Here is a 16664-nt window from a genome sequence, read left to right as displayed (position 1 = left end):
AGTCGAGCATCGTCGCGCGGACGAGGACGAGATCGTCGCGAAGATCGTCGATGAACTGCACGCCCTGAACGCGGTGGCCTACGACAAGCACCAGCATGCGACGCGGGACGCTCACGCCAAGAGCCACGGCGTCCTGCGCGGCGACCTGACGGTCTATCCGGACCTGCCCGGCGTACTGAGGCAAGGGCTGTTCGGCCAGCCGGCCAGCTACCCCGTCATGGTGCGGCTGTCCACCGCGGCAGGCGAGATCCGCAGCGACCAGATCGCCGGCCTGCGAGGGTTCGCCGTGAAGGTTCTCGGTGTACCCGGCCCGCGGGCCTTGCCAGACGACGACACCGGCAACCAGGACTTCCTGCTCGTCAACAAGCCGACCATCCCGTTCGGGCACGTCGAGGCGTACTTGGCGGCCATGCGCCTGGCCAAGAAACAAGCAAAGGTACCGGATGCGGCGCTGAAGGTGGCGGGTGTCGTCGCCCGCACCGCCGGGCACGTGCTTGACGCGGTCCAGTTGCCGAAGCCCGCACCGGTAGCTGGACTCGGCATGCCGAACACCCACATCCTCGGCGAGACGTTCCACTCGATGGCCGCCCTGCGTTACGGCGACTACCTCGCCAAGATCAGTGCCGCGCCGCTGTCCGAGCCAGTCCGCACGCTGACCGGCGTTCCGATCGACCGCGACGGGGACGGGGTGCTGCGAGAGCTCGTCGTCGACTTCTTCCGCGACAACGCCGCGGAGTACGAGCTCAGGGCGCAGCTGTGCACGGACATCTCCACCATGCCCGTCGAGGACGCGTCCGTGCTGTGGCCCGAGTCCGAGTCGCCGCACCTGCCGATCGCGAAGCTCAGCTTCCCGCCGCAGGACGCCGGTAGTGCGGCACGCCGCGTGTACGCCGACGACGTGCTGTCCTTCAACCCATGGCACGCCTTGGCCGCACACCGTCCGCTCGGCTCGATCATGCGTGTCCGGCGCCAGGCATACGAGGCATCCACCAGTTTCAGGCACGCCATGAACGCCGTGCCACGCGTCGAACCTCGGAGTATCGACGAACTCCCGGACTGAGACATTCCACCAGCCCGTGGTGAGCGTCGAGCTGTCGCTGCTGTTGATCACGCGGTGAACCGTGGGGGCTGATCTGCTGCCCACCGACGTGATCGTCGCCAAGGTCAAGCAACAACTGTGAAGCACCCGCGTCGTGCTCATCCACGATGCCGGACGCAGCCGTTCGCAGAGCGTCGCGGCACTCCGGCAACTGCTTCCGCGGCTGGTGGCGCCGGGGTACGAGTTCGACCTTCCCACCTGAGGCGTTCTCCGGACAACGCTGCCGACCCGACCACGAAGGTGCGCAGAACAATGGCAACGACCAAAACCCGGCGTTTCGATCGCACTGTAGTGCGGGTACTGGCAATCGTCACCCAACCGCTGACCATGTACGGCCTGCACGCCCTGGTGGACCGCACACGCGGGCTCACCTGGTGCGGTGCCACTCCCAACATGGAAACGGCGCTTTCCGCGTTGAGTGACCATCTACCGCACGTCGTGCTCGTGGACAGCAGACTCGACCGCGATGCCGGCGGAATACGCGCACTACGCGATGCACGCCCCGACGTCCGGGTGATCGGCTTGGTACGCGGCGACTACGCACCTGGCTACATCCGCGCCATCCGCGCCGGCGAGGTGAACGGATTGGTGTCCCAGTCGGCTTCAACGGACATCATGGTCTCGGCAATTCGCGCCAGCCTCGGCGAACAGCCCTTCGTTGACCCGCAGCTCGCGCTGTGGTTGCCCGCTGCACCCGACGCGGTCCCCACACAGCGCAACCGGCTCACTCACCGCCAGCTGGAAGTCCTCACGCGTCTCGCGGCCGGACGGCGCAACGCCGAGATCGCGGACGAGCTGGGAGTCACTACGGAGACAATCCGCAAGCACGTCAAGCGCATCATGAACCGGCTCGAGACGCAGGACCGGGCGCACGCCGTGGCCCGCGGATACCAGCTCGGCCTGGTCGGGTTCCCGGGCGCGGAAATCCCCCCGACGACTTGACCGCGACCACGCCGATCGTCCAGCAGGACTTCCGGCGCCGTTCGGCAGCCGCCGCCCAGCGAAGCCAGTGATGACCAGCTGCCGAACACGGTTCCGCTGCCGGTTCGCACAACCAAAAGCGCAGGAGCACGTGTGACTGCGCGATCGGTTCACCGCCGACCGGAAGCCAGCCCCGATGATCGTGCCGACACGGCCCGAGGTGGAGATTGGGCACGCCCTTCCCGCCGCCAGGACGTGCGATGGCAGTGGCCGGTGATCGACTGACGCATCGGACCCCCACCCCTCACGATCCGGCGCCAAGGCGGACACCGTCAGGGACACGCCGCGAGGAACGGCCGTCCACGGCCGCTGGGCGATGTCCGTTTCGGCGACGATGTACAGCCTCACGGCACAACCTCTCTCGGCGGCGAACGCGGTCATCGCTCCAACGTGATCCCCGGGTTCGGAAACAGCCAGAGCCGAGGGGGCAGGATCACAGGCACTTACCGTCGGCTTCTTCGGCAGCGCGTCACTTCCTGTACCGTTCGGGCGGCAACGGGTACCCTTGTGGGCGCGGCAATGATGCCTACAGTGACGGCTGGCATTCGTCAGCCGCACTTTCGGCGATTTCCGATTCGCGCCCTGAGAACCGCCAGGCCGCCGAGTGCCTGAACAGACCCTGCGCAGACCCTCTGGCAGTGGGAAATGGTGGAGCGATGATCAGGGCCGCACGCCAGGCGACCTGGCATATCGGCTCGATCGCTCGGCGCCGCCGGCGCAAAGCATCGGCATGGCGTACCAAATCCGGCAGACGTTCCCAACGACGTGGTCTGTGCGCACCTGGCACTCGGGGGACATGGTGACCGGATCGGCAGCCGTAAGGCTCCCGAGTCCGCCGGAGGTGTCTCAGCCGCCCTGTGCCGCGGCTGCGCGTCGCTTGCCGTACGCGATCGTTCCGGTGATCAGCGCAGCCATCACGACCAGCGGCAGCACACTGTTGAGCACGACCATCACCTCGGTCGGCAGCACGTACGTCAGCGCGATCCGCAACGCGGCCTCGGCGAGGAATGACGCACCCCACACTACGGTCAGCATCCGTTGGCCGCGACGGAAACCCTCGAACTGCCACAGCCCGTTCCACCAGGCAACGCGCTCTGGAGTGCCGTCAGTGGCGAATTTGCGTCCGAAGTAGAACATCAGCGGCCGGGGTGCCAGAAGCGAACCCAGCAAGACGAATCCGAAGAGACCGGTGAGCGCAGAGTCCCTGAGCAACAGCAACTTCGGCGTGTTGAACATGAGTGAGGCGACCGTACTCACCGCGAGTGCGATGAGGGTGATCATGCTGAGTTCGTCGATATGCCTGGTCCGGGCGTAACTGATGCCGATCTCCACGACCGGCCACACCCCACTGAGGAGCAATGCGGCCACTTCGCCCACTTGGCCGGCCAGCGCTGCGTAGGTGAGGACCGGCAGCACGATGTTGAGCGTGATGGTGAGGAACCAGTTCAGTCCAGCAGATGACTTCCCGGCCATGGCAGCTCTCCGTCGTTGTTGGAGAAAGTGGGTGTGGCTGCCGATGATAGAGCGAAAACTACGGGCAGGCGTGACAAGCCCCTTCCGGGACATGGTGAGGGCCAGGCACCAGTCCGCTCGCGGTGTCCCATTCGGGCACCACCGGATTCCCTCGAGTACCGTGTCAACGTTGCACGCTGGAGCCGGGCAGGCGATCGCCGGTCGGCGGCTCGTTGAGACCTCGAACCAGAGCCCTTGCCGGAATCACCTTCTGCGACTCCCCTAAAGCTTGTTCTCACTGCGGCGAGCGCAGCAGCCCCTACGATGCCCGCTGCTCACTGACCGCCCCGTCCCGATGCGACATCCGCCCCCGCCAGCAGACCCAACTCTGTCAAGTCGCCCTCTTCGGCCGCGTCGTCCGATTGGACGACCGCGCGGAGGACTCCGGAAGTCCAGTCAAGCCCGCACACCGAAGCCGCCCCCGCAGGCCGTGGATGCTCGGTCACGTCCGCCCGGCTCGAATTCACCCCGATGGCCGAGTACGCACGCCACTTGACAAGCCTGTTATCGATTGGACCGATTCCTACTCCAATAAGGGGTAGCACGAGCCGGAGACTTGTCCCAGCGACTGGGAAGACTGATACGGTTTTGCACCGGCAATGAACCTCGCCCCCAGAAAGGGTTTCTCGTTGAAGTTTCAACGCAACACGTCATTTTTCCGCTCCAGTCGCCTGAAACGCATAGGCGCACTCAGCTCGATGACGGCTGTGTTCTTGGCGTTGGTCACCCCCGGCATCGCGCATGCCGAAACGCTCGATCAGCGACAAGAAGATTCTCAAGGGGTCGTCTACTCGATCACCCAAACCAGCCCCGCAGCGCAAACCTTCACATCAGCGATCACCGGCACCCTCAACCGAGTCGACCTCTACCTCAGCCGGTTGTCGTCAGCCCACGATATGACGATGGAAATCCGCAGTGTGACTGCCGATGGCGCGCCCGCTGATGTGCTGTCGACCTACACCGTGCCCATCGGGAGCGTTCCCGCTTTCCCCGGCGGCTGGGTTCCCGTTGCCCTGAATCAGGCCGTTACCGCAGGAACCCAGTACGCCATCGTCCTGCATGGTGGCGACAGCAACCCTGCGCAGTGGCACGGCGCGAAGAACAACCCTTACCTCGGCGGTGGTAGCTGGAGGTACAGCACACCTCCTGCTTGGTCGGGAGACTTCGCCCAAGACCTGGGGTTCAAGACCTACGCCACGGGAACAGGAGCACAGACGGACCCGAGCGTATATTTCTACGCCAATACCAGCGGGGCAGTGTTCCCCACCGTGACATTTACGGCCGCCATCTATAACGCCGGACCGGAAGTCGCAACGAAGAGCGTACTTTACATACAACTGCCCGACACCTCGAGTGTCAGCCAGGTCAAATTGAACAACCCGGAATCCTGCACCTACAACGGCGCCACGTACATCCTTTGCAACGTCGGCGACGTCGCCGCCGAGGGGCGAGCGACATTGAGTTTCCAAGCCAAAATCACCTCCCCGGGACAGCACACAGTCACCGCGGCTGTCTACAGCCCGACCCTCGACGCCAACCCGGTCAACAACCGCTCCAGCGACACCTGCGTCGCAGACATCACAACAGCCTTCGTCAGCTGCTGAACCGCACAGGGACCGCGGTCGGCTAGGAAGCCGGGGAACGATCCCACCGGGTCGCTCCCCGGCTTTCCGCGACCGCGCCCGACCGGATCCTGCTCAGATGCAGACGACGATCTTTCCGCGTGAAGGTTCGCGCTCGACGTGCGCGCGGGCGTCGGCGACGCGCTCCAGAGGGGAAGGACGCTTCGATTCGCGCGTGCCCAGCCGCCGCCCGCACGGCGTCGCCAGCCGCGGTGTCGAGCGCGACGGCGACGCCGTGCGGAGTGGGGGTGGAGTGACGCTCCCCGACGCCGGCTCCGTAGGTGGTGGGAATGACGCCGAAAGCGGTGAGGAATTCGTGGTTGCGCTCGCTCGCCGTCCCGATCGCGGTAGTGCCCCGAGCCACCGCGATCCCAACCGCCGCAACGCCGACGCCTCCTGCGACGCCCTCGAGCAAGAGGGTCCGCCCCGCGAGCGGGCCGAGCACGTTCAGCCCCCGCATCGCGGTCACGGACGCGACGCCGACGGCCGCCGGGACCATCCCGGCGACGTCGCGAGCCGGAATTGCCGGCAGCTCAAGGGGAAGCATCTGATGCAGCGCCCCGGTGCGCAGTTCCAGTCGAGCGGATTGACGCTGGTCAGACAGCGCTCCTCCAGGCCCAGTCCAGGGCGGCGTACGCGTTCGGCGCCAGCCGGTCCCAAGCGGGCACCCAGCTGATCACGGGGCGCACGACAGCCACTCAGGAACGCGCGGAAGTCCTGCCACCGCATCAACTAGATCCGGTCGGCGCACGGTCCAGGGAACGTCTGCGACGGCACCACATCGCCCAGCGCCCGTCCGACACCACCCGCTGGAACAACGCGATGAGCCTCCCCCCGTTCGCCGGATACGGCGGCTGTGAGGTCAAGTCGGCGTGTCTGGTGGCTGATTGAGAGCCTCAAACGTGGCGGGGCTGCGCATCCCGATCTTGGGTGTCTCCGCTTCGCGTTGTAGCAGCACACTATCCATTCGAAAGCCGCGTTGGCAAGTTCGGCACGAGTCTCCAGATTTTCGAGTCGAGAAGTTCGTGCTGGAGCGTGCCCAGGACGATTCCATCATGGCTTGTCGCAACCGTCGTCGGCTGTTCCGCCGTGGGGTTGGCGGCGGAGAATGGCCATACCGAGCGCGTCGGTGAGTAGTTCGGTGCGCATATGGTCGGCGAGTGACCAGCCGACGCTGCGCTGGGAAACGTAGGATCCTCCTCGCCGTTGCCTGCGCCGTCGCGATCGCGGTCGCCACTGCGTGCGGGTAGGCAGCTTCGAACGACATGCGTGCTGACGAGCCCTCGCCATGCGTGCAACCAGGAGGCGAAGCCGTCACGACTCGAACGGATGTGTCACGGGGCAAGGACTCACGGCCGCAGCCTTCGGTCGTCCACATCGTCGGGTCCACGGCTCACCGCACCGGCTAGCACATCGCCCTGACTTTCGACGACGGTCCCCTTCCGCGGTCGGCGCCGCAGGTCCTCACGCTCCTCCGGTATACCGGGCGCGCGCGACGTCTGCATGGCGGGCGGCAACGCCCAGCGATCCTGGCCGCGGCGCCGCAGTCCGAAGTGACCTGCCTCCGAGCGCCGGCGGGAAATACAGCATGCCGGCCCGGCAGGTCGCGGTTGTACTTCGGGATTCAGCCGCTCGCGTGGTCGGTGGACGCCCGGGACTGGACCCGCCCGGGAGCCGCGACCATTCTCGCCGGGCCAGGCAACTGCGCGCCGACAGCGTCGTGCTCGTGCACGATGCCGGGGGCGACCGCACACAGAGCGTCGCCGCGCGCGGACAGCTCCTTCCGGCGGGGTGGCACAGGGGTACGAATTCGACGTTCCAGCCTGAGCGGGTCACGGGCAGACCACTCACCGTAGGTCGCGGCATGAAGTCTGGCATCCGACGTCATCTGGACGGCCCCTGCCGATCGACCCGAGGTGGCCAGCGCGACGGCGACGAATCGAGGCCTCCCCCGGTTTCCTTCCGGTCCCGATGCGGGGCGGGTGCCGGCCGTCATCACCCCGTCACCAGCCGCATACGGGCTGCCGTGGTGGGCCACGCACGTCGGCCTACCTGGTACGTTTCGTGCCCGGGCGTGGAGGCGGCGGTTTCCGCGATGCGCCGGCGCACGCCGACGGCCTGGCACTTCGTCCCGAATCTCGGACACGATGAATTCACCGGGATCGAATCCATCCGGCCACGTGCACGGACCACAGCACCGCACGCCGGACGTCATTCCAGACACCGATCGAATAGGCAAGGCGATGAGCCACGGATCGATCGGGCACGCACCCGGACCCACATTTGCGGTGGGTGGCGCTCGTGGCAGTGCGCCACGACACGGTCAGGTCCCCGCCGCCCTCCCGTACGGCGACGTCGGCGGGGACGCTACGCCGGCAGCGCGTTCACCACGGTCGACGACCCTTAGCTCAGATGGTGGTCAGCGCGCAAGACCTGACTGCAGGATGTCGCGGCCGAATTTCCCCTACGCGCAAGCCAGACTCCCTTGCCCTGCAAGGACTTTCTAATGAAAACAAGACTCTCGACAGCCTCCGTTTTTCCGCCAAAAGAGTGACAGTTGCAGATTTACTGTTCGTGACCACCGGTCACCCGATCGAGTTACATGATCACCGAAATGCCGGATCAAGCTTGCATTACCCACAGTCACCACTCGGACGCTTGCCACTGATCGTGTGCGTCACTCCAAAGGGGCGCCCCTGAGGCAAACACGAATGGATCACACGTTTAGAGTGGGAGGATTCCACTCCGACGCGTCCCGCGGAAATCAGTACGTTGACAGCAAGACAGCTCGATGGAAACCTGAGTTCACTCTCGCGAGAGCAAATCCAGGGAAATGCTGTTAAGACACCGAGGAGTCATTCCATGACGGACATCATCACCGGCGCACTGGCGGACCTGGCGCACCTCATCGGCTGGATCATTTGACCCAGTTGAAACGCCGGCCCGGCCGCGGGAAACCGCGGCCGGGCCGTTTTAATGTTCAGCACGGTGAGCCGAGTCAGCAGTTCGGCTCACCGTGCTCCTTCAAGGGCACGAGCTGGGATTTCCGGGTCCGGATCCACCGCCGCCGAATGGGCCGCAGCGACCAGGCGAGTGTCACCTGGTCGGGTGTCGAGCCGCGCGCGTGACGCGCAATCCACGGTGCTTCCAGAACGCTGATGACCTGCTCCGAATACGTCCGCCGGTCAAGGAGGCAAGGTTCCCGCTGCCGGCCGCAATCAGCAGCAGGGCGAGCAGGGGCACGGTATCCGCGCCGACATGACGGCTCGCGCGTCGAACGGGGCGATTCAGTACGTCGCAGCCCCACCAGGGCTGGCGGCGAGGCACCTCGTCGTCGCGGCTCAGTCGATCAGCCCTCGTGCGGTCATGGACGGATCCCGTCCGGAGCCATACAGCCGTCGTACCACAAGAACAGCACGCTACACCAGCCAGTCACCGCGTCACGAAAGAAGCGGTCGGGCATCTCAGTGGCGTCCGACCTGCGGCGGGCCACCACCGGAAAATCGGGCCAGCCGATACCCGGCCGGTCCGACACGATGGACGATGGCGTCCTATCCCTTGTCGGCATCAGCGAACAAGGGCAAGTCGTAGTCCCGGACATGCATCAGCAGCGCAGCTCGTCCGGCTGCGCCACGTCGACCGCAGCCGCTTACGCCGGAAGATCCTGCGCCGCGCAGTCGGCAACACTACGAACGCGGTCTGTCCGTTCGGCGACGACGATCCGGCCGGACGTGGGAGCCGACGGTCAGGCCAGCCGGGCGGCATGCTCCCCCAAGCGGTCGACCAGCTGTGTCGACGTCTCACCGATCGTCGAAGATCGAGGCAGCACGAAGGCCCGCACGAACAGATCAGCACTACCCCCTCGAGACCATGCGAGAACTGCAGGCACCTCCACCTCCGGCGACACGTCCATGTGATCACGTTGTGACAGAGCGTCGAGTAACGTCAGACAAGGTCGAACCAAGGCTCAAGCTCCCGGTATTCAACCTGAAATTCACCAATAATCCTTTTGGCTTCCGCAAGCGCCCCTCGAAGCACCCCGACCTGGCCGTCACGAGTGAGGATGTCGATTTTGGTCAGGGGTCCGACCCAATTGTCACGCCAAGTGTCAATTGCAGTATCAAGCGCTTCCTTTTTCTTCTTTCTTCCGGTCGGATCGTCGGAAGCACCCGGGCGTATTCCACTGGTATCGTGGACCACATCAGCCCCGCCGATCATCGCCAAGCCGCCAAGAATATTCACGCTGTCTTTCGGCTCCCAAGTAACGTTGTACTGCCACTCACGGAGGGCATCCGCCAGCGTAAGCTCCTTCGTCTTGTACTGGGGCTCATTTGACTTATTCACGAGCGTCGCCGTGAAAGCTGGCGTTTGCTTCACTTCGACCACATGCTTCGAGAGGAGTTTTTGCGCCTGCTGTTGCGCCGGTTGTTGTGCTTGTTGCTGCGCCTGTTCCTCCGCCTCCAGCTGCGCTTGTTGCTGCGCCCATTGCTGCGCCTGCTGCTGTGCTTGTTGCTGCGCCTGCTGTTGCGCGTGTTGCAGCTGCTGCTGCACCTGTTCGGTGGTCTGCGGCTGCACCGAAGTTGTAATCGACCCTCCGTACCCGAGCTGTTGCTGCTGCGCCTGTTGCGCCGCCTGCTGTGCTTGTTCGGGGGTCTGTGGTGGTGCTGCTGTGGTGATGGATTGGGCGTAGCCGGGCGCCGGCGCGGGGGGCGGGGCTGCGACGACGGCTGCGGTGACGATCTGGGGGTCTTCCGTGATTTGCTGGAGCTGCTGGGTATCCAGGTTGGTCATCGCTTGCTGGAGATGAGTGCGCTGCTGGGAGTTGGCCACTGGTCCTCCTCGATCACGACAGCGGCGGGGCGGCTGTCATCGTTGCTGTTGCAGGGCGGCCGTTACCGTTCTCCGGATGATCTCGTTGAGGACTGCCGGGTCGGTCGCAGCGACATCGATCCCGTCGGCGGCGGGCGCCCGGGCGAGCTCGGTGGCCGTTTCCGCCGCGATCGGCGTCGCCCCAGCCCCCTCGCCAAGACCGGCCGGCGAGGCCACAGCGCCCACGGGCACCCCGTGGCTGGTCAGCACTCCCGCCGGATCGCTCGGGCCCTCCACCTCCACCATCAGCATCTCGGCCAAGTCCGGCACGCCCGCCTGGGTGGTAGCACCGACGAACCCGGCCCGGAACACCGGCCAGCCTTCCTTGGTCCCGTCCCCGCCGAGCTGGTTCCCCCGCAGAAACCCACACCAGCCCTCAACCGCTTCCGCACCAGCAGTCGCCGCCGTACCGGCGGCTTCGCTCGCCGCCGCGTTCCGCGCTGGCTCCGCCTGCCGCTGAAATCCGCCTGCCGCTGAAACAAGTTGTCGGGACCAAGGTCGCCGACGGTCTTCATCGTCTCGGCAGGCTCGGCAAGCTGCTCAAGCGCCTCCCCGAACGCCTCCGCCATCGCCTCGTCAACCTGGCGAGCCCCCTCGACCAGACCAGCCAGATCAACCGTGCCCTCCGCCGTCTGCGCCAGATGGGAAAAGCCGCAATTCCCCGAACGCAGCAAAACGTCGACACCGTCCATCAAATCCTCCTCGCAGTACCTCGCAGTCTAGGCACCACCCACCCCCGCCCCATGTCCGAAAAGGCATGCCAGCGGGAACCCTCTCGTGCACATCCACACCAACGCCTGGTCGCAAGCCGACGGAGAATATAGTCTGGCGCCGTTGGACCGACCGGTCGATGACTGAGAGTTCGTGCAGTTCAGCCACCGGATCAGACGAGCATTCAGGTGGTCCCGATGACACTTCACGACTACGAGCAACGACAGCTCGACGAGATCGCACACCGTCTCGCCGAGGAGAGCCCCTGCCTGGCCCAGCAACTCGCCGACTTCAAGCAAGTCCCCTCTTGGCTCGTCCTCATGGCCACGCTCAGTCCCCTGACCGTCGGTGTTCTGCTCACGGTCGCCGGTCTCCAGCTGGGCATACCCGACGTCGCCGTCATCGGCGCGGCCGTCGCGGTTTCCGCACCCACCCTCGGCTGGTTCGTCTGGTGCCGTGGCGGGTCCTCATCGTGAACGGCTGCTCCCTCGCCGGCCGAAGGACCTGAGGCCGATGAGCGAGACGACGAATTGCAAGGGCTGCGTGACCGGCTCCAGTACCTGTTCAAGGTCGCCGACAAGCATGGCCTGCTCGACCCCGGCATCATCCGCGGGTGCTGGCCTTCCACGGCGGTCCGATCGTGGGCGTGGCCAGTGACGGGAGCGCGCTCGCTGCGCCGATGCAGTTGTTGCGCCGCCATGCGGCCGTGATCAGCGCTGCGGTCTTGCCGACCGAGTGATGATTCCGCGCCACGACGGGCGACCACCGAGCGAGCGTGGCCTGACACGGGCTCCCGGCCGGCCCTGTAGTGTTCCTGCCGCACGTCACGCCGCTCCGTGAAAGCGCCGCGCGGCACCCAAGCAGCCGGCTGGCCGTCCTCACCGGCCGAGAGGCCACGGCCGTCGCGCTGACGACCAGCCTTGCGCCGCAAGCGACTCACTCCGCAAAGCAGCGAGATCATGATCTTCGGCGGCGGGAGGATTCCGCTGTTGGCGCCCCTGCCGATCACCTCGGGGTCGGCGGTGTCCACACGGCACTCTCGATGTCGAGGCACACAGACGTCGTCGCCGACATGCGAACCGGCGTCCGACGCTCAGCCGGGAACGGCAACGCTGGCTTGTATGCTCGCGCGCGCCGACCACATCGCGGACGCCACGCGCGACGCGATCCTGCGGCACGCCATTCCCCACCAGCGCCTACCGGCGCCGCGGCGGCAATGGCGACGAATCGGTGGACCGGGGCGACGACCCAGACTCCGCAACGATGACCCCATAAGGTGCCTTATCACAATTCCAGCAACCGATAAGATTTGTTTTGCTCCGGTAAAAATCAGCGATGGTGCCTTGTGTGAAGTGACTCTGGCCCAAGTTTTATGGACCGGCCACGTTGCATAGCAAGAGGGTGAAGATCACGGTGACTTTGGCTCGTGATCGACATCGTTGTGGCGATGCGCTCGACGTCGCCGCAACTCACGGGAATCACCAGGGAGGATTTTCTGGCGCCTGCGCCACAGCCGCCCGAGTTCTATCAGCGTGCCGTCGAGCTGGTTCGTCTGGGCGACAAACCGGTCGCCGCGTGGCGGAAGAACCAGCAGCTCGAGCCGGAGAATGAGATCTTGAAACGGGCAGCAGCGTACCAACCGTGCGGGTCGACTGGTCGTTCTTCTTCCCTGGCCTGACGTCCTTACCCCCGAAGAAGGCGTAGGTCGCTCCCGGTGGACGACTGTAGCGCAAGACCGAGATCAACGACGGCTACGCGGACCCTCCTGGGCGCGCACCTCCTCTCGATCGTCCGGGAAACCTGGGCCATCGGCCCCTCGTTCACCAACCTCAAGGGCACCGGCATCCGCCCCGGCCCCGACAGTCCCGACGAACACCCGTTCGATGTCGAGGTCGACCGTGCCACTGCGGACTGGCATGACGACCACACCGGAGCACCGTACTCCACCGCAGGGTCTCAACCGAATGAGCAGGACGCGCGAGGTTCGCCCCAAGCCGGCGGCACCGCCACGTAAACGGCACATGTTCCACGCCGTGGTGATCGAGAACCGAGAGCTCGGGTACCCAGTTCGTCGGAAACTGGCCGATCGAAGGGCAAGAGCAAGTCCTCGCGACCGCCGGGATGCGCTCCCTGCAGCCACCCGGCCGGGATGGCAACGACCCGCTCCACTTGGATTGCCTGGAAAGCGGTGCCGCCCAGGCGGACACGCTCTTCGTTGTCTCCGAGGGATCCCGCTCGCCCTGGCCCCTACGTCGAATGCAACGCGAAGCGCACGGACGCCGACTGAAGCCGATTCGACACATCATTTGCTGCTCCGATTGGAGCAGCAACCTTGGGACATACAGGTGAAGTGGCGCCAGCTTTACCGATCCGCAATCTGCGGTTCGTAACGTCCCCTGAGCGAAGATCGACCTCGACATCAGTTGACAAAAGGTGATCGCGAGCGGTGTCCGAATGGACAGGATTGCTCCTTTCGAATGACACGCAGTCGACGCTAACGCAGCACTCGCCTTTGGCAAGCGCTCAAGTCCAGCTACGGAAAGCCGAGGAACTGTGCAGCGGACGGCAGAGGAGAGCGTTCAACACCGTCGCCTGCGGGGACACGCCGTGGTCCGATCATGACGGAGCACGAACCCGCGGCTCTGCCGCAGCCGAACACGCAAGTCACGATCGACGGTCAACTCGTCACCGTTGTCGCCACCACTGCAAGCCTGACCGGCGCCGACGTGGTGTACCGCCGCAGCGACGGAACTCTCGACGAAGCTTCACTCGACGCCGCCGACCTGGCGCAGGTTCACATCCCGGTGAACGATGCCGCCGGCCACCCCGAACGGGCCTTGACCGGCTTGTGGGGTCGGTGGATGCAGTACGCCGTGCCGCGCATCCGGTCCGCGGTGCTGGCGACACGGCCGCTTCAGCCCTACGCACACCAGGACGAAGCCGTCTTCAGCCACATGCTCGCACAACCCCGGTTGCGTTTCCTCTTGGCGGACGAGCCAGGGACCGGAAAGACGATCATGACCGGCATGTACCTGACCGAGGGCACCCGACGCGGGCTGATTCCCGGTCGGACGGTCATCATCGTGCCTGCCCACCTGGTCGAAAAGTGGCGACGGGACCTTCGACGCTACTTCGCCGTCCACGCCGACCGGCTCACTCCCGAGCTCGCGCGGGACCCGAAGGACCTCGACCCACGGGTGAGCGTGTGGATCGTGTCGGTCGACCTGTTCACCTACAACACCGATGTGCGACGCAAGGTCGCCGGAGCCCGCACCTCGTGGTCGCTGACCGTCTTCGACGAGGCCCACCGGCTGACTCCGACCTCGCAATACTTGAGCGCAGCGCGCGAGGTGTCCGAACGCACCCACCACCTCCTGCTGCTCACCGCCACGCCGCACCGGGGCAAGGAACACTTCTTCCGCGGCCTGCTCAACTTGCTCGACCAGACCTTGTACCCGTTCGACCCGCGGCAGACCGATTACCACGCGGCACTTCGCCCGAGCAAGCTTTCCTTCCTCCGCCGCATGAAGGAAGAGCTCAAAGACCTCGACGGACGCCCGCTCTTCCCCGCTCGTTACGCCGAAACCGTCCAGATCGGACTCACCGGCCCCGAAGAGGCGGCATACACGGCGGTGATGGACTACGTCGACGCCTTCTACGGTGACAAGGCGACGCTGGCCCGTTCCATCTACGGCAAACGCGCGGCGTCATCGATCGTTGCGGCGACCTCGACCATCCGCCGTCGCGAAGAGGTGGTCCGGGGCCCGGCCGGCGCCCGCACCGACGTTCCGGTGCCCGAGGAGTTCATCGGCGCGGGCTCCGACCTGCAATTCGAAGTCCCGGACGACGACGTTTGGCAGCGTGCCGAGGACGCGGTCGTCGCGGCGCGGAGCAAGGACAAGGGCAAGGAGGTCGCGCGCATCGCCGCGGTCTTGGAGACCCTCGACCGGGCTGCGGCAACGCCTCCCACGAAGTGGCTCCGCGCCTTGGAACTCATGGAGCGACACGGAATTCGGCCCGGTTCGGGCCAGCTGCTCGTTTTCACCGAGTTCGCCGACACGGCGCGGTGGCTGGCGGGTGAGTTCGGTGACGCCGGGTTCACGACCGATACACTCGAAGGAGCCGTCGGCCACGCGGCCCGGGACCAATTGCAGCAGCGGTTCCTCGCGGGCCGGTTCCAGGTGCTGGTCAGCACCGACGCCGGCGGCGAAGGCATCGACCTCCAGTCGGCGCACGTCATGCTGAACTGGGACGTACCGTGGTCGCTGGTCCGGCTCGAGCAGCGCATGGGCCGACTGCACCGCATCGGGCAGAAGCACCCGGTGCATGTCTACCACTTGGTCGCGCCCGCCACTCGCGAGGGTCGCATCCAGGAAGTCATGCTCCAGAACCTCGAAGAGGCCGGCCGATCGCTGGGCGGGCGCATCTTCGACCTGCTCGACGCGACCGCCGCCCGTGCCGGGTTCGACTACGGGCGCGCGCTGGTGGAAGCGCAGCGCAGCGGAGCGCACACGCACGTGCCCTTGCCGGGCGCGGAACGACTCCTCGACGCGGCTCGCGAACTCGTGGCCGACGAGGACCGGTTGCACACTCCGGCCAACACCGCCGAGGCGATGGCCCGGTTCCGCGCCGACCGGCTGGAGGCGATCAACCCGGTCATCGTCGACGCCTTCGTCGATCAGCTCGCCCGGGCCCGCGGCTGGACGCTGGGTCCGGGTCCGGCGAAGGGCATCCGCGACGTCGTGGCTCGGCAGCCTCTGCCACCCGCCCTGGGCGGCGGTCTCGACCGGCTGGTCGCGGCCGATGGCGCGTCGGTGCGGCGAGCTGTGAACGACGGCGCCCACGGGCTCGAAGACGTCGTGGTCCTCGGCCCGACCGAGGAGCCGTTCGGCGAGCTGGTCGGTCTCGCGGTGCGCGAAGGAGAGACCGAGCTGGTCCGCGGCACCCGGCTGACCGACACCGCCGCGCTCACCGGCTACCTCCTGCTGATCTACGACGCGGAAATCGAAGCGCACGACGGGATCCGGCGCCATCGCCGCAAGACCCCGCTCCTCATCCGCTATTCCGGCGCGGGCGCGTTCGAGATCGCGTGGGAATCACTGATGACCTTGCGTTCAAGCGCGCCCGTACCGGCGGAAGCCACTTCGACGCTGCCACCCGCGGCGCGTGCGGAAGGCGCGATCCAGGCGCAGGCGGCGCTGACCCGGGAGGTCGACCGCGTTCGCGCCGAGCGGACAGCGTGGGTCGGGAAAGCACACGAGCAACTCGACCAGGTCGAGTACCGCTACCTCGACGAACTCGACGAGTTGCCGGCCGAGGTCCGGCGAGATCGGCGCAACGCCTTCACCGACCTCAAGGCCGTTCGCATCGACCAGCTGAAGGACATCGCCAAGGTCAACGGCAGCGGAATACGTCTGGCCGGGTGGGCCCAGGTGAGCGCGGGTGCGCGGACTACCGACCTCGGCTACGACCCCGACAGCGAAGCGATCGCCATCGCCACGGTGCTCGAGGAGCTGGAACGGTTCGGCTTCCTCGTGGACGACCGGCAGACGGCCGGGGTCGGTTACGACCTCTTCGCTCGCCAGGCCCGGACCGGCGAACAGCGCCTGGTGGAGGTCAAGGGCCTTCAGCACGGCCTCGAAGCCATCTGGCTCGAGCAGCACGAGTGGGCGCAAGCCCAGCAGCGCGGCGAGGACTACTGGCTGTACCTCGTCACGAACTGCTCGACCGCCCCTGAGGTAGTCCTGCGTGCACAGGACCCGGCCGGCCGCTTGGCGACCGGGCCACGACGCATCGAACGGTTCCGCATCAAGGCCGCCGAACTGCGGCGCATGATGAGGGGAGAACAGTGACCAGCAGGAAATCCGCAC

General features: G+C 66.0%; 10 protein-coding genes. 7 read left to right on the top strand and 3 right to left on the bottom strand.

The genetic code is table 11. The annotated features are described in order from the left end of the window. Together G3I65_RS44820 and G3I65_RS44815 are read left to right on the top strand one after the other, a co-directional pair. On the top strand, nucleotides 1–1060 hold a 1060-nt coding region (locus G3I65_RS44820), incomplete at its 5' end, for a catalase family protein (RefSeq protein WP_203612681.1). 291 nt (nucleotides 1061–1351) lie between these two features. Then, complete coding sequence (locus G3I65_RS44815; RefSeq protein ID WP_160701492.1) at nucleotides 1352–2041, top strand: response regulator transcription factor; 690 nt, start codon at nucleotides 1352–1354, stop codon at nucleotides 2039–2041. Between the two features lie 885 nt (nucleotides 2042–2926). Here the strand turns inward: G3I65_RS44815 and G3I65_RS44810 are convergent. Beyond that, entirely contained in the window at nucleotides 2927–3553 is a 627-nt protein-coding gene (locus tag G3I65_RS44810) for a VC0807 family protein (protein ID WP_166641375.1), read from the bottom strand. A 638-nt stretch (nucleotides 3554–4191) separates the two neighbouring features. Here G3I65_RS44810 and G3I65_RS44805 point away from each other — a divergent pair. Continuing rightward, nucleotides 4192–5196, top strand: coding sequence for a DUF11 domain-containing protein (locus G3I65_RS44805; RefSeq protein WP_160701490.1), 1005 nt, complete (start codon nucleotides 4192–4194; stop codon nucleotides 5194–5196). Between the two features lie 3963 nt (nucleotides 5197–9159). Here G3I65_RS44805 and G3I65_RS56665 read toward each other — a convergent pair. Together G3I65_RS56665 and G3I65_RS44795 are read right to left on the bottom strand one after the other, a co-directional pair. Then, on the bottom strand, nucleotides 9160–10044 hold the full coding sequence (locus G3I65_RS56665; RefSeq protein ID WP_203612680.1) for a hypothetical protein: 885 nt from the start codon (nucleotides 10042–10044) through the stop codon (nucleotides 9160–9162). A gap of 36 nt (nucleotides 10045–10080) precedes the next feature. Then, nucleotides 10081–10395 (bottom strand): hypothetical protein, encoded by a 315-nt coding sequence (locus tag G3I65_RS44795; RefSeq protein WP_160701489.1) that lies wholly within the window; start codon nucleotides 10393–10395, stop codon nucleotides 10081–10083. Nucleotides 10396–10991: 596 nt separating this feature from the next. On the opposite strand from G3I65_RS44795, the gene G3I65_RS44790 reads away from it, so the two are divergent. The 4 genes from G3I65_RS44790 to G3I65_RS44780 all read left to right on the top strand — a co-directional run bounded on the left by G3I65_RS44790 (nucleotide 10992) and on the right by G3I65_RS44780 (nucleotide 16646). After that, nucleotides 10992–11270, top strand: a complete 279-nt coding sequence (locus G3I65_RS44790; protein WP_160701488.1) for a DUF3040 domain-containing protein — start codon at nucleotides 10992–10994, stop codon at nucleotides 11268–11270. A gap of 137 nt (nucleotides 11271–11407) precedes the next feature. Beyond that, a complete protein-coding gene (locus tag G3I65_RS58485; protein WP_255482074.1) occupies nucleotides 11408–11533 on the top strand; it encodes a hypothetical protein in 126 nt (41 codons plus the stop codon). 687 nt (nucleotides 11534–12220) lie between these two features. Beyond that, nucleotides 12221–12472, top strand: coding sequence for a hypothetical protein (locus G3I65_RS44785; RefSeq protein WP_160701487.1), 252 nt, complete (start codon nucleotides 12221–12223; stop codon nucleotides 12470–12472). Between the two features lie 940 nt (nucleotides 12473–13412). Next, nucleotides 13413–16646 (top strand): helicase-related protein, encoded by a 3234-nt coding sequence (locus G3I65_RS44780; protein ID WP_160701486.1) that lies wholly within the window; start codon nucleotides 13413–13415, stop codon nucleotides 16644–16646. Nucleotides 16647–16664: the final 18 nt, after the last annotated feature.

The sequence above is a fragment of the Amycolatopsis sp. SID8362 genome, from assembly GCF_010550475.1.
Lineage (GTDB): Bacteria > Actinomycetota > Actinomycetes > Mycobacteriales > Pseudonocardiaceae > Amycolatopsis > Amycolatopsis eburnea.
This window is presented reverse-complemented; position numbering and strand designations above follow the sequence as displayed.